This is a genomic window from Paenibacillus pinisoli (assembly GCF_003605435.1).
Classification (GTDB): Bacteria; Bacillota; Bacilli; order Paenibacillales; family Paenibacillaceae; genus Pristimantibacillus; species Pristimantibacillus pinisoli.
Genome location: NZ_QXQB01000001.1, coordinates 345510 through 367968 on the forward strand (window position 1 = coordinate 345510; position 22459 = coordinate 367968).

Consider the following 22459-nt stretch of genomic DNA (forward strand, 5'->3'; position numbering starts at 1 on the left):
TTTCTCTTGCAAGTTAGTTCGCTTTAGGTAGCGTTACCTAACTCTAGTATGAGAAAGTTCCCCAGCTTCTATGCAGAATTGCCGCAATTGAACTATGAGCTGATCTTGCTTGCTTGCAGCTGCTCCAGCGTCATCAGCACCTCGCGCGGCTTGCTGCCCTCGTAAGGCCCGACTACTCCCCTGGCCTCCATCTGATCAATCATTCTGGCCGCCCGCGTATAGCCGACCCTCATTCTTCGCTGAAGGAGAGATACAGAGGCTTGCTTCGCTTCGACAACGATCTGAACCGCCTGATCGAACAGCTCATCCAGCATCATATCCTGGTCTTCCGTTTCTTCTTCGATTTCCGGCACCAGATCTTCCTTATACACCGCTTCTCCCTGATCGCGGGCGAAGGTGACAAGCGCCTCGACTTCCTGATCGGACAGGAATGCGCCCTGCACGCGAATCGGCTTCGACATCCCAACCGGCAGGAACAGCATATCGCCTCTTCCCAACAGCTTCTCGGCCCCGGCCATATCCAGGATGGTCCGCGAATCGACCTGAGAAGATACGCCGAATGCGATACGCGATGGAATGTTTGCTTTAATTACGCCGGTAATAACATCAACCGACGGCCGCTGTGTCGCGATAATCAGGTGGATGCCCGCCGCACGGGCCATTTGCGCCAGCCGCGCGATGGAATCCTCTACATCGTTCGCCGCGACCATCATCAAATCCGCAAGCTCGTCCACAATGACGACAATGTAAGGCAATACCGCAGCCGGGTTATCGGCCATTAGTGTATTATAGCCTTCAATATTGCGTGTAGAAGACTTCGAGAACAGCTCATAACGCTTCTCCATCTCTACTACGATCTTCTTCAGCGCTAACGATGCCCTGCGCGGGTCTGTAACAACCGGCGCCAGCAAATGCGGGATGCCGTTGTATACATTAAGCTCGACCATCTTGGGGTCGATCATGAGAAACTTGACTTCATCCGGATGAGCCTTGTACAGAATGCTCGTAATAATGCCGTTGATACATACCGATTTGCCTGAGCCCGTCGCTCCGGCTACAAGAAGATGGGGCATCTTCGCGAGATTGCCGACAATAGTCTGGCCGGATATATCTCTGCCGAATGCGATCGACAGCTTCGAAGCGGAGTTCTGGAACGCAGGCGTCTCCATGACTTCCCTCATCGTGACGACCGACACTTCCATATTCGGAACCTCGATGCCAATAGCCGACTTGCCCGGAATCGGAGCTTCCATGCGCACATCCTTGGCGGCAAGCGCCAGCGCGATATCATCAGTCAGTCCGACAATCCGGCTAACCTTCACCCCGGTTGCAGGCTGCACTTCGTATCGGGTAACCGCAGGACCGCGCACAACGTCAAGCACTTTCGCACGCACGCCAAAGCTCTCAAGCGTCGCTTCCAGCTTTCGTCTCGAATCGTACATATCCGTTGCGTCCGAGCCTTTTGCCAGTCCGCTTGGCTTGTGCAGCAGAGTGAACGGCGGAAGCTTATACGGCTTTGCCGCCGGAGCCTCCCCTTCTGCCGGGCTTCCCGGCACTGTGCCCTCTGCAACTTCGCCAGCGACCAAAGCCTCTGAATCAAGCAGCGGATTCGGCCCATCGTCCTGAACCGGGAAATCCTCGTCTTCGGCGTTCCACTCCGCATTCCCGGAGGAATCCTGCTGGGCTGCTGTAACGCCCTGCTCCTCTAGATCGGAACTGCCTCGCGGCCATACTTGCTGCTCTTCCCATGGAGGGGCATTGCTGCTGTCGTCTTCTTTCCATTCATTATGTATATCAGAGCCTTGTCCTTGATCACTGTCCGCCCACGGAGGTTCTTCTTCCCCTGGAACGGCTGCGGCAGCATTGGCCGAGCGCTCTCCCGAAGGCTCCCAGTCGCCTGCCAGCTCGCTCTCCCAGACCGGCTTCACGCCAGGCTCGTTCTCTTCATGCTGGGATAGCTGCCATTCATCATGCCCATCCTGCGCCTTGGACTCTTGCTGTTCTTCCTGCTTCCAGGCAAAAAACAGCGACTTGCGCTTCCTTGGCGGAGCGGGCTGGTAATTTTCATCATCGTCAATCGTACCATCGCTGCCGACATGCTGCACTTGTGACGCTGCAACGGCTACCTTCGCGGCTTTCCGCTTGCGCATTGCGCTTCGCTTGGCCATTAGCAGCTTGAACATACGGCCTGCCCGTTTGCGTATAACGCCGATCAGCTCTACATAGGATTTGCCGGTGATGAGCATGAGCGAGATGGCGAACATGACAATATTGATAATTAATGCGCCATAATAGCCGAACAGCATGAACAGCAGAGAATACTGTACGGCTCCGATATAGCCTCCGCTAATCGACTTGTCACGAATGGAGACATCATTCGCAGGCGATACCGATATCAGCTGATCTCTAAGATCAGAGCCAAGCGTGCTCATGATGACTCCGCCCGTCAGCGCGTCCCGTTCTACGCCTGCAAAGCGAAGATTGACTTCCGAAATGGAGCTGCTCAGCGTAAAGGCCAGCACAAGAATAAGCAAGCCCGTTCTTCTGCTGGACCAGCTTTTGGGCCAAGCCCGCTTCACCATGACGCTAAGACCGACATAGACTCCTACTAGAGCCAGCACAAAATAAAACTTGCCGAGCGCAAGCCCGAACAGCTTGGACAATGCGCGCCCGACAGCGGCTTCGCCGGATAAGGCGATGATTGATATCGTAATAAGCAATATGCCGTAAACTTCGTATTTTAGTTGAGCGCCAATGGATTTCTTTCGTCTCTTTTTCTTCGCCAATTCCGTCACCTCTGGTCTACCATTATAGCACAGATTTTGGGTAAGGGGCTACGTAAGAGACGATTAATGAGAACACTTATTCTAATTTTCGTTATGATAAGCGATCATAGTTCCCGGCATATAAGCCGGGTTCAAATAATCATGCAGGCCGCAATCCAGCAAGCGCACGATTCGCCCCATGCCAGGCGCTATCGGGGCAACTTGCATCTTGATGCCTTTTACCGTAATCTCGTGCAATGGAGTGCTCTGCTCATCTTGAATGCCCTGGAGCACCAGCTCAAGCGGCATGATCGTATGAAGCGTCATTGCGGTATCCCTCCCGGCGCCGGTATCGAGGCTCTGCGCATTTCGATCATGGCATTCAATTCGCGCAGCGCATCTCCGAGTCCCCCCACGGCATCGATCAAGCCATAGCGAACGGCATCCGTGCCGATTACCGTTGTGCCGATATCCCTCGTCAGCTCGCCCGTCTTGAACATCAGCTCCTTGAACGTATGCTCCATCACTCGGGAATGCGACGTCACAAAACGGACAACCCTCTCCTGCATTTTATCCAAATATTCGAACGTCTGCGGTACGCCGATTACAAGGCCGTTCATACGGATCGGGTGGATCGTCATTGTAGCTGTCTCGGCAATTAGTGATTTGTTGCCGGCAACAGCGATCGGCACGCCAATGGAATGCCCGCCTCCCAGCACCAGAGTTACGGTAGGCTTGGACAAGGTTGAGATCATCTCCGCAATCGCAAGTCCCGCTTCCACATCGCCTCCCACTGTATTCAGCACGATAAGCACGCCTTCAATTTTGGGACTTTGCTCTGCAGCGACGAGTTGTGGAATTATATGTTCATATTTGGTCGTCTTGTTTTGCGGCGGCAGAATCAGATGCCCTTCTACCTGTCCGATAATGGTCATGCAAAAGATATTGGATTCCGTCGGAGCTGGCGTAACTGCTGTCCCGAGCTGCTGGATGTTCTCCACGACACTTCCCATTTTCTTTTTGTCATCTGGCATCGCAGGCTCAGGCTGCTCGTTTCTATAGGCTGTCGGATCAAACGGATTTGTCATTGATCATGTCCCCTTTGCTGGCAATGAATAGCTCGTCATAGTATGGAATGAAGGAGCTATTTTATTCAGTGTTCGCATAGTATGAAATGATCGTGGGCTGCAAATATAAAAAAACGCTCTTTCATCCGCAAGGGACAAAAGAACGTTTTATCGGTGATGGGTTCACGTCGATTACACTTCCATAATAATCGGCAATATCATTGGACGGCGACGTGTTTGTTCATACAGGAATCTGCCAAGCGCATCCTTCACATTCGTCTTGAGGGATGCCCACTCGTTCACTTTGTCATTCATCAGCTTGTTCAGCGTCGAAGTGACAATGCGGTTCGCTTCATCAAGAAGGCCTTCCGACTCGCGCACATAGACGAAGCCGCGGGAGATGATGTCCGGTCCGGACATAATCGTGCCATCTTGCTTGCTGAGTGTAACGACAACTACAAGTATGCCGTCTTGGGACAGGAGCTTGCGGTCGCGGAGAACGATGTTGCCTACATCCCCTACGCCAAGTCCGTCAATCAGGACATTGCCAGCTTGAACCTTGGAGCCTTTGCGAGCGTTGCCGCCTTGGAATTCCACTGTGTCGCCGTTATCGACAACAAATATGTTCTCGCGTTCCATGCCGATCGCTTCGCCGAGCTTGGCGTGCTGGCGCAGCATGCGGTATTCGCCGTGAATTGGGATAAAGTACTTCGGTTTAATCAGGTTGAGCATAAGCTTAAGCTCTTCCTGGCTGCCGTGGCCGGATACGTGTACGCCGGATACGGAGCCTGGTCCGTAGATGACGTTCGCGCCAAGGCGGAACAGCTCGTCTACTGTACGTCCAACATAACGCTCGTTGCCCGGAATCGGCGTCGCGGCAATGATCACCGTATCCCCTGGCAAAATATCAACCTTGCGATGCGTGGAGCGGGCCATGCGTGTAAGCGCCGACATTGGCTCGCCTTGGCTGCCTGTGCATAGAATAACAACACGGTCTGCAGCCAGCTTGTTAACCTCTTCCGGCTCAATAATCATGCCTTCTGGAATATTGAGGTATCCCAGCTCGGAAGCAATGCTCACGACATTGACCATGCTGCGACCTACGACAGCAATCTTGCGGCGAGTTGCGATCGAGGCGTTAATAATTTGTTGAATACGGTGTACGTTGGAAGCGAACGTCGCTACGACTACGCGCTGTGTCGATTTGCGGAAGATGTCTTCCAGCTCTTCTCCGACATTGCTCTCCGATGGCGTATAGCCAGGACGCTCCGCATTGGTGCTGTCAGACAATAGTGCCAGCACGCCGCGGCTGCCGATCTCGGCAATGCGCTGCAAATCAGCGAATTGGTCATTGACCGGCGTGTGGTCGAATTTAAAGTCGCCCGTATGAACGACGATGCCTTCCGGCGTATCCAGGCAGACGCCTACGGAGTCAGGGATACTGTGGTTGGTTTTGAAGAAGCTCGCACGGATGGAGCCCATTTGAACTTCGGAATCGGCGTTGATGAGAATACGTTTTGTCTCTCCGAGCAAGCCGGCTTCCTTCAATTTTCCTTCAATAAGTCCAAGGGTAAGCTTCGTGCCGTATACTGGCACATTCAGATGCCTCAGGACATAAGGCAAACCGCCGATGTGGTCTTCGTGACCGTGTGTAATGAGAATGCCGCGAACCTTGTCGCGGTTCTCGGTCAGGTAAGAGATGTCCGGAATGACAATATCAATGCCGAGCATGTCCTCTTCTGGGAATTTCAGGCCGGAGTCAACAACGACGATATCGTTGTTGTACTGAATGACATACATATTTTTACCAATTTCGCCTACTCCGCCTAGTGCAAATATAAGCAGCTTATCCTGGTTGTTCTTTTTAGACAAGTGGATCTATACCTCCTACGGTAAATGTAATTTGAAAATAACAAAAAAACTTGCAATCTATGCGTATTACAATAAACGTCAGATGCCGCTCTGACGATCATTTCTTCACTGTTTAATTTTGCCGCACCCATTCACTTGATTTCATTATACATGATGAAAAAGCTGGAACACAAGTAATACAAGTGAAACGCTTCAAACTAATTGCGGAAGTCGGGACAGAACAAATAAAGCCGGTGCTGTCAGCACCGGCTTTGAGATGGAATAGCTAATAATTACAGGACCAGATCGCGCAGGAAATTGGCTTCGGCTTCGTTCGCGTCGACAAGCGGCAAGCGGACCGATCCGACCGGCAGACCTTTGAGGCCCAGCGCATATTTCACGGCAACCGGATTCGGAACCGGATGCGGGCAATGGAACAGCCCTTTGAAGACCGGGAACAGCTCGCCATTGAGACGTGCCGCTTCAGCGACATTGCCGCTTACATATGCTGCAATCATAGCTTTCATCTTTGCGCCTACTATATGGCCCGCCACGCTTACGATGCCGTATGCCCCTATGGACAAAGCTGGCAATGTCGCGCTGTCGTCGCCGCTGTATACAAGGAAGCCTTCCGGAGCGCCGCTGACGATCTGAGTCAGCTGATCAAGCGAAGCGCAATCCTTGGTTGCGACCACATTGTCCAATCGAGCAAGTCTAAGCGTCGTATCGACGGAGATATTCACGCCTGTGCGTCCCTCTACATTATAAAGGATAACCGGCAGCTTGGTTGCTTCGGCAATGGCTTTGAAATGCTGGTACAAGCCCTCTTGGGAAGGTTTGTTATAGTACGGGGCAACGAGCAGTATACCGTCTACGCCGCATGCCTCCGCCTCTTGCGTCAAGTGGATGGAATGAACCGTATTGTTGCTGCCCGTGCCTGCAATGATTTTGCAGCGTCCAGCCGCTTGCTTCACGACAAAGCGGAACAGCTCTATCTTCTCATCATCCGAAAGCGTCGGCGACTCGCCTGTCGTGCCCGCTACGACGAGGCTGTCGCTTTGCTGCTCCTCTATCAAATAATCGACTAGCTTCCCAGCTGTTTGCCAATCAATTTGTCCATTTGCGTCGAACGGTGTTACCATTGCCGTGATCAATCTTCCGAATTCCATCTGGGAACCTCCTAAAAAGTTTGTGAAGCAAACTTGCTTCGTAAGCAATTGCCTAAAGTTTGTAAAAATGACTTGCTTCATATGATAAAGTTTGTAAACAAACTTACCTCATTAGCACTGTATCGTATTATAGCATGAATGTACGCAATAACTCTATAAACCTATCGGTGAAGGTCGAATTTGGTATGCAAGGCGCGCAGCGCATTCGCCATATCAGCTTCTTGCACAAGCACCCAAATCGTCGTGTTGGAATCGGCGGACTGCATGATGGTAATGCCCTGCTCCGTTAAAGCCTCTACGATGCGAGCCATCACACCGGGCTGTCCATTCATCCCCCCGCCTATTACCGATATTTTGGCGCAGCCGCGCACGGAATGAGGCGTAAAGCCCCCTTCAGCGAGCAGCTTCAGCGCATTCGGCGCATCTTGATCGAATACGGTATACACCGCTCCGCTGGGTGTTACATTGATGAAATCGACACTAATGTGATGTCTCGCCATCGTCTGGAACACCTGCAGCTGCATGTCGGACTGGCCGTCCAGCGCCTTCACCGTAATCTGCGTAACGCCTGATACATGCGCAATGCCGGTTACCGCCCTATCCTTGAAGGCATGCTCGCCTCTTGCCGACTGCTGATCCGTGACGAGTGTGCCTGTTCCATCGGAGAACGTCGACCGCACACGGACTGGGATATGGGCTTGCTGCGCAATCTCAACGGCGCGGGGATGGATGACCTTGGCCCCTTGCCTTGCCATATTGCCGATCTCTGCGTATCCGACAACATCAAGCGGCCTTGCCTCGCTTACGATTCGGGGGTCAGCAGTCAATATCCCGTCTACGTCAGTATAAATATCGATCATCTCCGCCTGCAGCGCAGCGCCGAGCGCCGTAGCGGACGTGTCGCTCCCGCCACGTCCCAGCGTGGTCATATCGCCGCTAGCCGTGACGCCCTGAAAGCCTGTAACCACAACCACATTGCCTTCCTGAAGCAGCCCCAGCAACCGCTCCGTCCCAATGGATTTGATTCTTGCAGAGCCGAATTGCTCATCGGTCCGAATGCCCGCACTCCCTCCTGTCAAAGCGGCCGAAGGGATTCCATGAGCATTCAGCATGCTGCATAGGGCAGCTGCAGAGATAATCTCCCCGCATGCAAGCAGCATATCCATCTCACGAGGGGGCAATGAATTGCCATTGTCATGAATAAGCGAGAGCAGCGTATCCGTCGCATACGGCTCGCCTCTTCGGCCCATGGCCGAGACGACGACCACGACGGCATATCCGCTCTCCCGCTCTCTGGCAATATGTTGAATGACACGTTCTCTTGCATGATCAGTAGATAGAGAGGTTCCTCCAAATTTCTGAACCAAAATTCGCATTCCGTCATCCTCCGTCAACGACCGAAGACGAGAGCAGCGTTATACCCGTGTCTGATCCGATAACCAATGCAATGTATGAGATGAGTGAACGTTATTCCTTAATAAGCCTATCGCATCAGACGACGATACGTCAGATATCCCTCGCGTATCCGCCGCAAGCGGGTACTGCTAATGGCAAGATGGAAAGGCATGATTCATGCCCCGTGCAACCGCCAGACGCTGCTTGACATCTCCAGTTCATAGTTGTCAGTTCAATCCGAGCCGCTTCATTAGCCAGATCTTGATCCTATACGGCAGCGTTAGATCAGGAATGCCGCTCAATCAGCAGAGGCTGCAGCTGCTTGCCTTGCAGAGCCGCTTCGCATGCTTCCATAACAAGATCCATTCTAGCAACCAAGGAGTTCGGCTTCTGGATCGGATTGTCTTGACCGAAGGGTACAAAGTAAATATGTTTAGCCACTAGCAGCTTTGCTATGTTAGCGGCGTTAAGCCCAAGTCCGTCATTGGTCGAAATCGCGAGCACGACCGGCCGGCTGTTGCGCATTTGCGCCTTGGCCGCCATTAGCACCGCACTGTCGGTAATCGCATTCGCCAGCCTGCTTGTCGTATTGCCCGTACATGGAGCAATGACAAGCACATCCAGCAGCTTCGAAGGACCGAGCGGCTCTGCCTGCACGATTGTCGAAATAATCTCATTGCCTGTAATGCCGGTAAGCTGTTCCTGCCATTCCCTCGCTGTGCCGAATCTGGTGTCTGTCGTAATCAGCGTATTCGAGACGATCGGCACTACGTTCGCGCCCGCATCGACAAACCGCTTGATCTCCGGCATCACTTCGGCAAATGTGCAATGGGAACCCGAGAGAGCATAGCCGACCGTAATTCCATTCCAATTCATATCCCATTCCCCCGCTTAATCGTATCGTCCGTAATCAACTGACTGAGGCAATCCGCTATGATGCGTCCAGCTGTCTTAGGAGCCACGATACCGGGTAGTCCGGGTGCAAGCATCGCTTTAATTCCCCGCTTCTCCGCGAAACGAAAATCAGTTCCGCCGGGCTTCGACGCAAGGTCGATAATGACCGCACGGGATGGTAAATTTGCGATAATTTGCGCTGTGACTATCATAGTCGGAATTGTATTAAAAAGCAAGTCGATATTGCCCACATTTTGCAGCAAACTGCCCATGTAGAAAGGCTCGAAGCCCATCTCGGATGCCCGTGCAAAATGCTCCGAACGCCTGACGCCAACCTTCACCCTCGCCCCTAATCCTTGAAGCGTTCTGGCCATGGTGAATCCTGTCCGCCCGAAGCCGAGCACCATCGAATTCGACCCGTGTATCGTAATATCGGTATGCTGGATCGCCATCATCAAGGCGCCTTCCGCCGTAGGTATGGAATTATAGATCGCCACATCATCGCGGTCGAACAGCTCCACCAAGGCTAGGCCACGCGTCTCGCATAGTCCGCGCAAATAGGGCTTTGCCATACCTGTATAGACGGTGCAATGCTGCGGCAGTCTCGCAAAATGCGCATCCGTCAGCTTCATCTCGCGATCGCTGAATACGGCATGGATCAATCCCTGGTCGTCTGTCCCGACCGCTGGCAGCAGCAAAGCATCCACGCCCTCGAACAGAGTTTCATCGAACTCTGCATGCACGGCTCCGTCAAGCGGGGAATGCAATCCGTCAAATCCGCATACGGTGACGGAGGCATCCAGCTCGCTCAGCTTGCGGATCACTTCAAGCTGTCTCGCATCGCCGCCAAGCAGCAGCACTTGAACGCCAGTTAACATCGGGCTTCACTCCCTTCTGGCAAATAGATATAGACTATCGTATGCTTGCGCCCAAAAGGGGGTGAAAAAACATTAAAAAAAGATCGGAGCGTATCATCGCTCCGATCTTCATACCCTGTTATATTATTTCACGCCGGTATGCCCGAACCCGCCAGCGCCGCGCACTGTATCAGGCAATTCAGCCGCTTCTTCGATCACAACGGCAGGCACTTCCTGGAACACCATCTGCGCAATACGCTCGCCGCGCACAATGGTGAACGGCTCCTGGCCCAGATTGACGAGCAGCACCTTCACCTCGCCGCGATAATCCGCATCAATCGTTCCCGGCGAATTCAGGCATGTAATGCCATGCTTGTAAGCAAGTCCGCTTCTCGGGCGAATCTGCGCCTCAAGCTCCTTTGGCATTGCCATCGCGAATCCGGTCGGTACCAGCGTCCGCTCTCCAGGCCCCAGAACTAGCGGCTCTCCTACCGCTGCCTGCAGGTCAAAGCCCGCTGCCCACTCCGACATTTTGCGCGGTATAGCGATATCGTTATTGCCTTCCAATCGTTTAAACAGTACCTGATACATACTGGTCCCTCCTAAGCTTCGACGCATCCTTGTCATTCGTTCCGACCATCGCCACCGCGAACGGAACGGCAAGCATCTTCCTCGTGACGTCTTGTATATCTTCCATCGTTACATTATCGATTCGCTTCAGCAATTCGTCAAGCGTATAATGCTGCCCTAGCATCAGCTCGTTTTTGCCAATCCGGTTCATCCGGCTGCTTGTGCTCTCCAGGCTCAGAATGAGCGAGCCCTTCAGCTGCTCCTTCCCGCGGTGAAGCTCATCCTCGGCCAGTCCCTTGACGGACAGCTCATGAATTTGCTCCAGTGTCAAATCCAGCACATCCTTGGTCTGCTTTGGAGCCGTGCCCGCGTATACAGTGAACAAGCCGGAGTCCGCATAGCCCATATGATAGGAATAGACAGAGTAAGCGAGACCCCGCTTCTCTCTGATCTCCTGGAACAACCGCGAGCTCATACCTCCACCCAGCGCATTATTAAGCAAAATCATGGCGTATAGCTGTTTATCCTTGTTCGATAATCCAGGGAAGGTCATGCAAATATGGTTCTGCTCTGTCTTCTTCTTATAGAAGATGTATTCCCCCTGGAATGTCGCCGCCTCAGGAGCAGGCGCCTCTGCGTGGTTGGAGAAGCCCCCGAAGTGCAATTCCAGCAGCTCCAGCAGACCTGCCTCCTCGACATTGCCCGCTACGCTCACTACCGTGTTTTCTATCGTATAACGTTCCTTCATATAATTCTTAAGCGTATCCGATCCCATCGCTTCCAGACGATCCTTGATGCCCAAGATGGAATAAGCGAGCGGATGGTCGCCGTACGAAGCGCGGGAGGCCTCATCATGCACCTTGTCATCCGGTGTATCTTCGTACATCGCGATTTCTTCCAAAATCACGTTTTTCTCCTTCGCCAGCTCTCCCTCATCGAATTGGGAGTTGAAGAACATATCGGACAAAGCGTCCACCGCAAGCGGCAGATGCTCGTCAAGCACTTTTGCAAAATAACAGGTATATTCCTTCGCTGTAAAAGCATTCACATTGCCGCCGATACCGTCGAACAGATCGGCAATATCTTTGGCCGTGCGCTTCTCCGTCCCTTTGAACAGCATGTGCTCAATAAAATGAGAGATGCCGTTGTTGTCCTTCGTTTCATTGCGCGAGCCGGTCTTCACCCAGATGCCGAATGAAACTGAGCGCACCGTCGGTATGTATTCCACTACAACGCGCAGTCCGTTGCTAAGCGTATATTTGTTCACTGTTGCCCTCCTAAAAGTGACTTACTTCGCAAGCATGATCCTCCAACATGAATGATACCACTATATCAAAATACGTTCGCTCCCTCAACACGCGGAATGACCCGATCGGATGATAATGTCTCGCTAACCGTTCCAATCGCGTAGCCTTTGGCGAATGCGCTGTCGATCATGCCGGCGAGCGCATCGCGGGTGGTTGCCGTCGGATGCATCAGGATGAGCGCTCCCGGCTCCAGCTTCGACGCTATTTTTCGAATGACCGCATCCGCCGGAGGCTTCCGCCAATCTACCGTATCAATCGTCCACATCACGGTTCCAAGCCCTTGGTCTCTTGCAATCTGAACCGTAGCGGCATTGTAGGAACCCGAGGGGGGAGCGAACCATTTGTTTTCGACTTGCAGCAGCTCCTTCAGAAGCTGTTCCGTTTTTGCGATCTGATTGTATTGCTCCGACCGGCTTAACATCTTCATATCCGGATGGGAGTAGGCATGATTGGACATTTCATGTCCGGCCTCCTGAATCTTCCTCGCGATATCCACATTTTTCTTCAGCCAGCTGCCATCCAGGAAAAATGTCGCCTTCACGCCCTTATCCTGAAGCGTCTTCAGGATGGGATCAATATATTCATTGCCCCATGCCACATTGATCATGAGGGATATCATCTTTTTCTCCGGATTTCCCCGGTAGACCGGCTGCGGTCCTAGCTGGGCGAGCTGAATCTTCGGCTGGATCTCTTTGTATTGATAAGGGATCGGACTGTTGCGCGGCGCCTTGAGCGCTGCCTCGTACGTCTTCTCGATATCAATGTCCAGACCGTTATAACCTGGAATGGCATACCATATCCGGTCCAGCCTCGCATCGATCGGCGCGATCCTCTTCGTCTCTGCCTCCGCTACAATGGCTTGATAGAGCTCGCTCTTCTCTTCCTCCGAATAGCTTGGCTGCCCAATTGCCTGCACGGCATCGCCCGCCTTTACAGTGGCGATGAAGGACGCAATATCCCCGTTCATTTTTACGAAAACGAGTATCATCAGCATACTCGCCGCAATGGCGGCGGCTTTCTTCAGCTGCATATCCTCCACTCCATTTCCATCAGTCGCGCGCGGAAGGCTGACGCCAATGCGCTCATGAACCAATGTATGAGCGAGCGGACAAGATTATGCTCGTCTCCATAAAAACAAAAAAGAGACAGATGGCTCTGACTCTTTGGCTTATGCTATAGGCTTTGCCGGGGAATTGCCCGCTCGTCTTAAGACTGAGCAGGCGCCTCTGCCGTAAGGATCGCTTTGCGCGACAGGTTGATTCTGCCTTGCTGGTCGATTTCCGTCACCTTCACTGTAATTTGATCGCCAATCTTCACGACGTCCTCGCACTTCGCTACGCGCTCAGTGGACAGCTGCGAGATGTGGACAAGACCGTCTTTGTTAGGCAAAATTTCGACGAATACGCCGAATTTCTCGATACGTTTGACCGTTCCGAGATAGATCTCGCCAACGACGACTTCCTTCACGATGCCTTCGATAATCGCTTTGGCCTTTTGGTTCATCTCTTCGTTCGAAGAAGCAATGAATACCATGCCGTCTTGCTCGATATCGATTTTTACGCCGGTTTCTTCAATAATTTTGTTGATGATTTTGCCGCCTGCGCCGATAACGTCACGGATTTTGTCCGGGTTGATGCGAAGCGTCAAAATTTTAGGCGCATACTTGGACAGGTTTGTACGCGGCGCGGACATCACTTCAAGCATTTTGCCCAAAATGTGCATGCGTCCTTGGCGCGCCTGCTCCAAAGCTTGCTCCAGAATGCTGCGGTCGATGCCGTCGATCTTGATGTCCATCTGAATCGCCGTTACGCCTTCTGCTGTACCTGCAACCTTGAAGTCCATGTCTCCCAGATGATCTTCCATGCCTTGAATGTCAGACAGGATGGAGAAATGGTCGCCGTCCTTGATCAGACCCATCGCAATACCTGCAACCGGCGCTTTGATCGGTACGCCCGCATCCATCATAGCCAGTGTGCTTGCGCAGATACTAGCCTGCGAAGTGGAGCCGTTCGATTCCAGAACCTCGGATACGAGGCGGATGGTGTACGGGAATTCCGCTTCGGAAGGAATAACCTTCGACAATGCGCGTTCGCCTAGCGCGCCGTGACCGATCTCCCTGCGGCCTGGAGGGCGCAATGGACGAGCCTCGCCTACGCTGAACGGCGGGAAGTTGTAGTGATGCATGAAGCGCTTTGTTTCTTCCGGCGAGATGCCGTCAAGAATTTGCACGTCGCCCATAGCTCCAAGCGTACAAATGCTGAGCGCTTGCGTCTGGCCGCGCGTGAACAAGCCGGAGCCGTGTGTACGAGGCAGCAGCGCGACATCGCATTCGATTGGACGGATTTCATCCAATCCGCGGCCGTCTGGACGCACTTTGTCATGCGTGATCAAGCGGCGCACTTCTTCCTTCACGATATCGTAAAGCACTTCTTTCACATCAGCCAGCAGCTCTGGCGTCTCCGCATATTGCGCCTCGAAATGAGCAACCGTATCGGCGTTCACCGCATCGATCGCTTCCTGACGCGCATGCTTCTCGGCGATCTTGATCGCTTCAACCAGACGAGCGGACGCGAATGCGCGTACATCGCTGTTAACATCCCCGTTAACTGTATGTAGCTTCACTGCCATTTTCTCTTTGCCTGCAAGAGCATGCAGCTCTTCGATCTTCGAGACAATGGATTTGATTTCGTTATGGCCGAACATGATCGCCTCGAGCATAACTTCTTCCGATACCTCGTTCGCTTCCGCTTCTACCATCATAATGGCATCCTTGGTGCCTGCGACTACGACGAAAATATCTGTCTCCTGCTCTTGCGCCACAGTCGGGTTAATAACGTACTGGCCGTTAATGCGGCCAACGACTACACCGCCGATTGGTCCGTTGAACGGCACATCGGAAATCGACAGCGCTGCGGAAGTTCCGATCATCGCCGCGATTTCAGGCGAGCAATCTTGATCCACGCTCATTACGATATTCGCAATTTGCACGTCATTGCGGAAGCCATCAGGGAACAGCGGGCGAATCGGACGGTCCGTCAATCGGCTCGACAAAATCGCTTTTTCGCTTGGTCTTCCTTCGCGCTTAATAAATCCGCCTGGGATTTTGCCTACGGCATACAAGCGCTCCTCATAGTTCACCGTCAACGGGAAGAAATCCAAATCCTTCGGTTCCGTTGAAGCGGTGACCGTACACAGAATTACCGTCTCGCCATAGCGGACCGTAACTGCCGCATTGGCTTGCTTCGCCAGTCGTCCTGTTTCCAGAACGAGCGGCCTGCCGCCTAGCGTCATTTCAATACGTTGAAGCATCAAAGTCCCTCCTTTTTCCTATTACAAAAAGCAACCCGAACCCCCTGTTCCAGTGATCTGGAGGCTGGGATGAATCAGGTTGCTTTTCGTCACGCATGTTTTAACGGCGAAGGCCGAGTTTTTCGATCAATGCGCTGTAACGTCTTACGTCTTTGTTCTTCAAGTAAGCCAAAAGCTTACGGCGTTGACCGACCATCTTCAGCAAGCCGCGACGGGAATGATGATCCTTCTTGTGCTCGCGCAAGTGTGCAGTCAAGTTAACGATGTTTTCCGTAAGGATAGCGACTTGAACTTCAGGAGAACCCGTGTCGCTCGCGTGAGTTTTGTGAGTCTCGATCAGCTCTTGTTTACGTTCTTGAGTGATTGCCATCCTTGTTCACCTCCTTATTCGTAATCGCCATTAGCCTCGCCGCCGACGGTGAGATCGGACAACCAAGCTAAGGTTCAGTATGCGGCGGGCTGCTCGTCCATAGAACCAGCCATATGCCAGCCACAACATTCCCAAGTATAGCATACTTGTTCCTTGTTTGTCGAGAAAAGCGCCTTATAGTTCTGTAAGCAGCGCTCTGGCCCGATCGGAATCCGCCGCAATCTGAGCGATCAGCTCTGTAACGGAGCCAAACTTCTTCTCCGGCCGAATGAAATACTGGAATTGGACAGTCATCTCCATGCCGTAAATATCCTCGTCGAAGTCGAACAGATGCGCCTCCATTACCGGTACAATCTCCGATTTGTTGAAGGTTGGCTTCATGCCGTGATTCAGCACTCCGCCATACGACTTGCCGTCCACCCATGCCGTAATCGCGTATACGCCAAGGCTTGGAGAGACGTAAGGGGCCAACAAATCCAAATTAGCGGTCGGGAAGCCGATTGTCCGGCCGCGTCCGTCGCCATGGACGACCGTGCCGACAACCTCATACGGGCGCCCCAGCAAGGTGCGCGCCATCGCCAGATCGCCCTTCTCCAGCGATTCTCTCGTATACGTGCTGCTCACTTTCTTCCCGTTCTCGAAGAGCGGCTCCACGATATCGATCGTAAAGTCGCTGCCGCCCAGCTCGCGAAGCATCTCTGCATTGCCAGAGCCCTTGCTGCCGAATGTAAAGTCGAAGCCGACCACGGCATGCTTGACGCCAAGCGGAACGAGCACATCCGATACGAATTGGGCTGGCGTCAGAGCGGCAAACGTGTGGTCGAACTTCATGACGAACACCACGTCTACTCCAAGCTCTTCAAACCGTTTCATCTTGCTCTGCATCGGCGTAAGGCAGCGATAATACTGATCGCCATGACCCAGCACTTCCTTAGGATGAGGCGAGAAGGTTAGAACAGCCGACAGCAAGCCTGACTTGCGGGCATGCGCTACAGCTTGCTTTATGACATTCTGGTGACCGCGATGGACACCGTCAAAGTGGCCCATCGCAATCGCGATCCCTTTGCCTGCGAAGCTCTCGCCAGCTTGGCTCAGGGGATATGATAAAGGAATAATATCCATCGATGACACCTGCATTTCTACATAAACTTTAATGGCTCTTCAGCGGACGGCCATGGCCTTCGCGAAAAGTCCAACCTAAGCGCGGTGAATCCCGGGGTCAATGGTCGTGATGTGTTATGCGTTGCTGGAATCCGAAAAAACTTTGACTGGTCTCACCTGCGAGGTGTCGACATCGACTTGGAATATGCCTAGAAAGTTGCCATTAGCGGAAGTCTCGTACAGACGTACAAGCTCGCCATGCTTCCACTCGCCGGACTCTGGAGCAGCTTGCGACAGCTTCAGCTTCTGTCCTCGCAGCGCCAGCTGCGCATAGTGCGGCGCAACGGCGGCATACGGAAGATGTGCAATCGCCCGGTCTGCCGGAATGAGATGCTGCGCAAGCCCGCCGGTTTCCACAAGCTCTGCAATCTGCTCAAGTGTCAGGCATCCCTCTGCCGTTATCCCGCCGGACATGGTTCTGGTTAGCTTGGCCATCGTCGCGGGAAGCCCCAGCGCTTTTCCGATATCGACGCATAGCGTACGAATATAGGTCCCTTTGGAGCATACGACGGAAAAGGTAAACTCCGGCTCGTCGCCTGTAAGGTCGGCTTTCAGCAAAGAGATGTCGTGAATCGTCACTTCTCTTGACTTGCGCTCCACCGTCTTGCCTTCTCTGGCCAGCTCATAGAGTCGCTTGCCGTCTACTTTGACCGCCGAGAACATCGGAGGAACCTGGCTGATCGTCCCGCGAAACCGCCCCAGCACTTCCTCGATTTGTGATGGAACAAGCGTGCCCACAGGCTTGCGTTCAATAATCTCGCCCGTCAAGTCCTCTGTATCGGTCGCGATGCCCAGTCTTAGTACGGCTTCATAAGCTTTTGGCCTCTCCTGCACATATTCAACTACTCTTGTGGACCGGCCCAGGCATAGAGGCAATACGCCCGTTACCATAGGGTCCAGCGTGCCGGTATGCCCAACCCGCTTCAGCTTAAGGAGCCGTCTGACCTTGGCTACAACATCGTGTGATGTCCAGCCCTCCGGCTTCCATACGGCCAAAATGCCATCCATCCGTTATACCAACGCCTTTCTGACTGCTTCTACCAAACCGCTCATAGCACCCTCAAGCGGGCCTTCCAATCGGCAGCCGGAAGCGCGGACATGTCCGCCGCCGCCAAAGGATTGAGCGATTGCCGCCACATCGGCTTTGCCCGCCGACCTCATGCTGGCTTTGACGCCGCCATCGCTTGTCTCCTTGAAGAGAATGCCGACTTCTACGCCGTCTACGTTAAGCGCGTAGTTGACGATGCCCTCCAGGTCCTCAGGCACTGCTTCGCATTCGGCCAAATCTTCCTTGCCGATATAAAGCCAGCCAATCTTCAAATCCTCGCTGAAAGTCAATCGTGCCAGCGCAGTTTGAAGCAGCTTCAGCTTAGCGATCGTCATTTTCTCCAGCAGATGATCGGCCAGCTCGCTTCCGGATACGCCAAGCGCCAGCAAGCTGGCGGCGATCTCCATGACGCGAGGGGTTGTATTGGAATAGCGGAAGCCGCCCGTATCGGTAAGCAGGCCGGTATAGACAGCCTTGGCGCATTCCAGATCCGGCACGAGTCCCGCATGGATAATTAAATCGTACAATATTTCAACCGTAGCCGCAGCTTCGGGACGAATCACATTCACGGTGCCAAACCCGTTATTCGTGGGATGATGATCGATGTTGAGCAGACCGCAGTTCTCAGGGAACAGGGAAGCTACCTCTCCTATCCGCTTGTAGTCAGCACAATCGACAGCAATGACCGCATCGAAGGAAAGACCCTCCGGCTGCTCATGCTTAAGCGACAGGATCTCGTCAAAGCCGCGCAAGTATTGCAGACGGGCAGGCAGCTCGCTCTCATTGATCAGGGTCGACTTCTTGCCCAAGCGCTCAAGCAGCCAGCTCACAACCAGCGTCGAGCTGATCGCGTCCCCGTCAGGCTGAACATGCGACACGACAAGGAAGGAAGCATTGTCCTTCAAAAAGGCCAATGCTTCATCCAACTGTACCATTTGGTTGCCGCTCATCAATTCGATTCGTTCCCGCGGTTGATATCGTCAAGCAACGATTCAATACGGCTGCCGTATTCGATGCTGCTGTCGAACTTGAACAGCAGCTCCGGCGTATGGCGCAGCTTCATGCGCTTGCCCAGCTCCGAGCGAAGGAAGCCCGTTGCGCTTGCGAGCGCCTTAAGCGTCGCTTCCTTTTGCTCATCGCTGCCAAGCACGCTCAGATAGATGCGGGCTTGAGACAGATCGCTTGTCGTCTCGACGCCAGTAACCGTAATAAACCCGATACGAGGATCCTTGAGCTCCATCTGGATAATTTGGCTCAGCTCTTTCTTAATCTGCTCGCTGACCCGTCCTACGCGAATTTTTGCCATGCTGTATTCACCTCTCTACCGTTTCCATGACGAACGCTTCAATCATATCTCCCTCTTTAATATCGCTAAAGCGTTCAAGCGTTATACCGCACTCATAACCTTGAGCCACTTCTTTGGCATCATCTTTGTAACGTTTGAGGGAGTCGATTTTGCCTGTATAGACGACGATTCCGTCGCGGATGACTCTTGCTTCCGCCGCGCGTGTAATTTTGCCGTCGACGATCATCGAACCGGCAATGGCGCCGACCTTCGTTACTTTGAACACGTTCCGCACTTCGGCATGGCCGATAACAACTTCTTTGTAGATCGGGTCAAGCATGCCCTTCATCGCTTGCTCGATCTCGTCAATGACGTTGTAGATGACACGGTGCATGCGCACGTCAACCTTCTCTTGAGCGATTGTAGCTTCCGCTTGCGGATCCGGACGGACGTTAAAGCCGATAACAATTGCATTCGAAGCGGATGCCAGAATAATATCCGATTCTGTGATGGCGCCTACGCCATTATGAATAATCTTGACGCGAACGCCTTCGATATCGATTTTCGCCAAGGAACCTTTAAGCGCCTCCGCGGAACCTTGAACGTCTGCTTTGATAATAACGTTTAGATCCTTGATCTCTCCGTCTTTAATATGCGTATACAGATCATCCAGCGTAACGCGCGTGTTCGCGCCCATCTCGGATTGGCGGTGCTTGATGGAGCGGCGCTCTGCAATTGCGCGTGCTTTGCGCTCATCCTCGAATACCATGAACGGATCGCCAGCTTGCGGAACTTCTGTCAGACCTGTAATCTCGATCGGCGTCGAAGGACCCGCTTCTTTCAATCTGCGGCCGCGGTCGTTCACCATCGCTCTGACACGTCCGAAGCAGTTGCCCGCAACGAATGCGTCGCCGATCTTCAGGGTGCCATGCTGCACGAGAATACGCGCCACAGGGCCTTTGCCTTTGTCCAGCTCAGCCTCGATAACAGTCGCTCTGGCGCGCTTGTTCGGATTCGCCTTGAACTCGTTCACTTCTGCAACGAGCAAGATCATCTCAAGCAAGCCTTCCAGGTTGATGCGCTGCTTCGCGGATACTTCAACAAAGATGGTGTCGCCGCCCCACTCTTCAGGAACGAGCTCATACTCTGTCATTTCTTGCTTGATTTTATCTACGTTCGCTTCCGGCTTATCGATTTTGTTGACTGCAACAATAATCGGCACGCCAGCTGCCTTCGCATGGTTGATCGCCTCTACGGTTTGCGGCATGATGCCGTCATCCGCAGCTACGACGATAATCGTAATATCCGTTACCTGAGCGCCGCGTGCGCGCATAAGCGTGAACGCTTCGTGGCCCGGCGTATCCAGGAACGTAATTTTTTTGCCATTGATCTCGACTTGGTAAGCGCCGATATGCTGCGTAATGCCGCCGGCTTCTGCCCCTGTCACGTTCGTTTTGCGAATCGAATCGAGAAGCGTTGTTTTACCATGGTCGACGTGACCCATGATTGTCACAACTGGCGGACGTCCTACCAAAGCTTCTTCGTCATCGTTCTCTTCTACGTTCTCGAAGTCATCTTCCTCAACCGGAATCTTCACTTCTACTTCTACGCCGTATTCGCCGGCGATCAGAAGAATGGCATCCATATCGATTTCTTGGTTGATCGTCGCCATTACGCCGAGGAACAGAAGCTTCTTGATAACTTCCGAAGCGTCCTTATGAAGCAGCTTCGCCAGGTCGCCGACCGTCAGCGTGCCGCGGACAATAATTTTCTTCGGTGTGTTGTCAATTTTCTCGCGCGGAGGCTGTTGCGGGCCTCTATTGTTCCGGCCTTTGCCGCCACGGTTGTTGCCGCGGTTGCCGCCGAAGCCTGGACGTCCGTCCTCAAAGCGCTTCTGGCTGCCGTTGTTGCGGTTATTCTTATTGCCGCCTCTGTCTTCGCCGCCGCTGCGCGGTCTGCTTGCGCCGGAATCAAAGCCGCGGCTTTGTCCCTGCGGAGCCGGTGCCGGGCGGTTGCCGGACGATGCGCCGGAGCCCCCGCCTTGACCGAAACGGTTGCCGCCGCCTCCTTGGCCTTGGCCGGATGGACGGTTGCCTTGGTAGCCGCCTTGGCCGCCGGATGGGCGATTGCCGCCTCCCTGGCCTTGGCCGGACGGACGGTTGCCGCCGCCTTGGCCTTGACCAGACGGACGGTTGCCTTGGTAGCCTTGGCCGCCCGACGGACGATTGCCGCCTCCCTGGCCTTGGCCGGATGGACGGTTGCCTTGATAGCCGCCTTGGCCGCCCGACGGACGATTGCCGCCGCCTTGGCCTTGGCCGGATGGGCGGTTGCCTTGGTAGCCGCCTTGGCCTTGCTGGCCGGATGGACGGCTGCCTTGATTGTTTTGCTGAGGTCTTTGTTCACGTTGCTGCTCTGATGGTTGTTGTGTTTTCGTATTAATAGAGTTCATTGTCCCCTGTCTGTCTTGTGATGTTGTAGTTGCGGCTTGTTGGCCGCCTTGATTAGATTGCCCGCGGTTGGCAGGCGCAGGCGCTGCAGAAACGGCTGCGCCGTTCGATTCCTGAGCGCGCTTTGCCGCAGCATTCGCTTTGATATCCCGGAAGAATCCTTCCACTTTATGCACCATTTCGTTTTCCATGACACTCATGTGGTTGTTCACGGGAAGATTCAAGCGTTTTAGGATCGTAATAATTTCTTTGCTGCTCATATTTAGCGACTTCGCGTATTCATATACGCGCAGCTTGTCTTTATTATCCTTGCTGTCCTGTTTGTTGCTCAATAGGATCCACCTCCGTATTTTGGCTCAGATGACTTCCAATCATTTTCCCGAATTGCAAATCGGTGACCGCCAGCACGACGCGTTCAGGCTTGCCTATCGCCCTTCCCAGCTGCTCTCGATCGAATGCCTCGGCGAGTTGTATTCCGTAGGTGCCGCATTTATCTCGAAATTTCTTCTTCGTGTTGTCGGACGCATCCCCTGCGAGAATGACGAGATGGGCTTTGCCTGCTCTAACAGCTTTGAGCACAATTTCATCACCAGTGATGAGCTTTCCCGCTCTCATCGCCATTCCGAGCTGCGACAGCGCCTTATTCGTCTTCGTCATCCGGCGTATTCTCCTTCGTTGCGATGAATTGCTCCTCCACCGCAATAAAATCTTGTTCCAATTGATCGTATATATGTTCGCCGACAGGCTGCTTCAAGGCACGGTCGAGCGCTTTCGACTTCTTCGCAAGCTTGAAGCATGCGACTTTCCCGCATAGATAAGCTCCGCGGCCGGCTTTTTTGCCGGTCAGATCAATGCCAACCTCTCCATCCGGTGTGCGCACGACACGAATGAGCTCCTTCTTCGGCATCATTTCTTGACATGCGACGCATTTGCGAAGCGGTACTTTCCTCGGTCTCACGGTACA

Annotated in this window: 20 protein-coding genes; all 20 read right to left on the minus strand. The window is 53.3% G+C overall.

What is annotated here, in order from left to right:
* Positions 1-92: 92 nt before the first annotated feature.
* The 20 genes from D3P09_RS01600 to rnpM all read right to left on the minus strand — a co-directional run bounded on the left by D3P09_RS01600 (position 93) and on the right by rnpM (position 22453).
* Positions 93-2786 carry a DNA translocase FtsK gene (locus D3P09_RS01600; RefSeq protein ID WP_120106603.1) on the minus strand — a complete coding sequence of 898 codons (2694 nt, stop codon included), beginning with the start codon at positions 2784-2786 and terminating at the stop codon, positions 93-95.
* A gap of 81 nt (positions 2787-2867) precedes the next feature.
* On the minus strand, positions 2868-3092 hold the full coding sequence (locus D3P09_RS01605; protein WP_120106604.1) for a YlzJ-like family protein: 225 nt from the start codon (positions 3090-3092) through the stop codon (positions 2868-2870).
* Positions 3089-3853 (minus strand): ClpP family protease, encoded by a 765-nt coding sequence (locus D3P09_RS01610; RefSeq protein ID WP_120106606.1) that lies wholly within the window; start codon positions 3851-3853, stop codon positions 3089-3091. Before D3P09_RS01610 ends, D3P09_RS01605 begins: the two co-directional genes overlap by 4 nt.
* A 171-nt stretch (positions 3854-4024) precedes the next feature.
* The gene (locus tag D3P09_RS01615; RefSeq protein ID WP_120106607.1) at positions 4025-5704 is read right to left on the minus strand and encodes a ribonuclease J; all 1680 of its coding nucleotides are present in this window, start codon (positions 5702-5704) and stop codon (positions 4025-4027) included.
* Positions 5705-5976: 272 nt separating this feature from the next.
* Positions 5977-6852 (minus strand): 4-hydroxy-tetrahydrodipicolinate synthase, encoded by an 876-nt coding sequence (gene dapA, locus D3P09_RS01620; RefSeq protein WP_120106609.1) that lies wholly within the window; start codon positions 6850-6852, stop codon positions 5977-5979.
* 161 nt (positions 6853-7013) lie between these two features.
* Entirely contained in the window at positions 7014-8228 is a 1215-nt protein-coding gene (gene dapG, locus D3P09_RS01625; RefSeq protein WP_120106611.1) for an aspartate kinase, read from the minus strand.
* A 304-nt stretch (positions 8229-8532) separates the two neighbouring features.
* On the minus strand, positions 8533-9123 hold the full coding sequence (locus tag D3P09_RS01630; RefSeq protein WP_120106613.1) for a dipicolinate synthase subunit B: 591 nt from the start codon (positions 9121-9123) through the stop codon (positions 8533-8535).
* Positions 9120-10019, minus strand: coding sequence for a dipicolinate synthase subunit DpsA (gene dpsA, locus D3P09_RS01635; RefSeq protein ID WP_120106615.1), 900 nt, complete (start codon positions 10017-10019; stop codon positions 9120-9122). Before dpsA ends, D3P09_RS01630 begins: the two co-directional genes overlap by 4 nt.
* Before the next feature lie 123 nt (positions 10020-10142).
* Positions 10143-10589, minus strand: a complete 447-nt coding sequence (dut, locus tag D3P09_RS01640) for a dUTP diphosphatase (RefSeq protein ID WP_120106617.1) — start codon at positions 10587-10589, stop codon at positions 10143-10145.
* A complete protein-coding gene (locus tag D3P09_RS01645) occupies positions 10570-11835 on the minus strand; it encodes a M16 family metallopeptidase (RefSeq protein ID WP_120106619.1) in 1266 nt (421 codons plus the stop codon). Before D3P09_RS01645 ends, dut begins: the two co-directional genes overlap by 20 nt.
* A gap of 65 nt (positions 11836-11900) precedes the next feature.
* Positions 11901-12905 carry a polysaccharide deacetylase family protein gene (locus D3P09_RS01650; RefSeq protein WP_120108445.1) on the minus strand — a complete coding sequence of 335 codons (1005 nt, stop codon included), beginning with the start codon at positions 12903-12905 and terminating at the stop codon, positions 11901-11903.
* Between the two features lie 176 nt (positions 12906-13081).
* The gene (pnp, locus tag D3P09_RS01655) at positions 13082-15184 is read right to left on the minus strand and encodes a polyribonucleotide nucleotidyltransferase (protein ID WP_120106620.1); all 2103 of its coding nucleotides are present in this window, start codon (positions 15182-15184) and stop codon (positions 13082-13084) included.
* A gap of 100 nt (positions 15185-15284) precedes the next feature.
* On the minus strand, positions 15285-15554 hold the full coding sequence (gene rpsO / locus D3P09_RS01660) for a 30S ribosomal protein S15 (protein ID WP_120106622.1): 270 nt from the start codon (positions 15552-15554) through the stop codon (positions 15285-15287).
* Between the two features lie 174 nt (positions 15555-15728).
* Positions 15729-16676, minus strand: a complete 948-nt coding sequence (locus D3P09_RS01665; RefSeq protein WP_120106624.1) for a bifunctional riboflavin kinase/FAD synthetase — start codon at positions 16674-16676, stop codon at positions 15729-15731.
* A gap of 114 nt (positions 16677-16790) precedes the next feature.
* A complete protein-coding gene (gene truB, locus D3P09_RS01670) occupies positions 16791-17723 on the minus strand; it encodes a tRNA pseudouridine(55) synthase TruB (RefSeq protein WP_120106626.1) in 933 nt (310 codons plus the stop codon).
* 3 nt (positions 17724-17726) lie between these two features.
* Entirely contained in the window at positions 17727-18713 is a 987-nt protein-coding gene (locus tag D3P09_RS01675) for a DHH family phosphoesterase (RefSeq protein WP_120106628.1), read from the minus strand.
* Entirely contained in the window at positions 18713-19069 is a 357-nt protein-coding gene (rbfA, locus tag D3P09_RS01680) for a 30S ribosome-binding factor RbfA (RefSeq protein ID WP_120106630.1), read from the minus strand. The genes D3P09_RS01675 and rbfA overlap by 1 nt, the downstream gene beginning before the upstream one ends.
* Before the next feature lie 7 nt (positions 19070-19076).
* Positions 19077-21827, minus strand: coding sequence for a translation initiation factor IF-2 (infB, locus tag D3P09_RS01685; RefSeq protein ID WP_120106631.1), 2751 nt, complete (start codon positions 21825-21827; stop codon positions 19077-19079).
* Positions 21799-22152, minus strand: a complete 354-nt coding sequence (locus D3P09_RS01690; protein ID WP_120106633.1) for a L7Ae/L30e/S12e/Gadd45 family ribosomal protein — start codon at positions 22150-22152, stop codon at positions 21799-21801. Before D3P09_RS01690 ends, infB begins: the two co-directional genes overlap by 29 nt.
* A complete protein-coding gene (rnpM, locus tag D3P09_RS01695; protein WP_120106635.1) occupies positions 22136-22453 on the minus strand; it encodes an RNase P modulator RnpM in 318 nt (105 codons plus the stop codon). Before rnpM ends, D3P09_RS01690 begins: the two co-directional genes overlap by 17 nt.
* Between the last annotated feature and the right edge of the window lie 6 nt (positions 22454-22459).

Excerpts from the sequence above, each read along its gene's own strand:
- D3P09_RS01690 (WP_120106633.1), bottom strand. The coding sequence starts at position 22,152 with ATGACGAAGACGAATAAGGCGCTGTCGCAGCTCGGAATGGCGATGAGA.
- truB (WP_120106626.1), bottom strand. The coding sequence starts at position 17,723 with ATGGATGGCATTTTGGCCGTATGGAAGCCGGAGGGCTGGACATCACAC.
- rpsO (WP_120106622.1), bottom strand. The coding sequence starts at position 15,554 with ATGGCAATCACTCAAGAACGTAAACAAGAGCTGATCGAGACTCACAAA.
- D3P09_RS01630 (WP_120106613.1), bottom strand. The coding sequence starts at position 9,123 with ATGAATTGGAATGGAATTACGGTCGGCTATGCTCTCTCGGGTTCCCAT.
- D3P09_RS01665 (WP_120106624.1), bottom strand. The coding sequence starts at position 16,676 with ATGGATATTATTCCTTTATCATATCCCCTGAGCCAAGCTGGCGAGAGC.
- D3P09_RS01650 (WP_120108445.1), bottom strand. The coding sequence starts at position 12,905 with ATGCAGCTGAAGAAAGCCGCCGCCATTGCGGCGAGTATGCTGATGATA.
- dapG (WP_120106611.1), bottom strand. The coding sequence starts at position 8,228 with ATGCGAATTTTGGTTCAGAAATTTGGAGGAACCTCTCTATCTACTGAT.
- D3P09_RS01610 (WP_120106606.1), bottom strand. The coding sequence starts at position 3,853 with ATGACAAATCCGTTTGATCCGACAGCCTATAGAAACGAGCAGCCTGAG.
- dut (WP_120106617.1), bottom strand. The coding sequence starts at position 10,589 with ATGTATCAGGTACTGTTTAAACGATTGGAAGGCAATAACGATATCGCT.
- pnp (WP_120106620.1), bottom strand. The coding sequence starts at position 15,184 with ATGCTTCAACGTATTGAAATGACGCTAGGCGGCAGGCCGCTCGTTCTG.
- D3P09_RS01605 (WP_120106604.1), bottom strand. The coding sequence starts at position 3,092 with ATGACGCTTCATACGATCATGCCGCTTGAGCTGGTGCTCCAGGGCATT.
- dapA (WP_120106609.1), bottom strand. The coding sequence starts at position 6,852 with ATGGAATTCGGAAGATTGATCACGGCAATGGTAACACCGTTCGACGCA.
- dpsA (WP_120106615.1), bottom strand. The coding sequence starts at position 10,019 with ATGTTAACTGGCGTTCAAGTGCTGCTGCTTGGCGGCGATGCGAGACAG.
- D3P09_RS01675 (WP_120106628.1), bottom strand. The coding sequence starts at position 18,713 with ATGAGCGGCAACCAAATGGTACAGTTGGATGAAGCATTGGCCTTTTTG.
- rbfA (WP_120106630.1), bottom strand. The coding sequence starts at position 19,069 with ATGGCAAAAATTCGCGTAGGACGGGTCAGCGAGCAGATTAAGAAAGAG.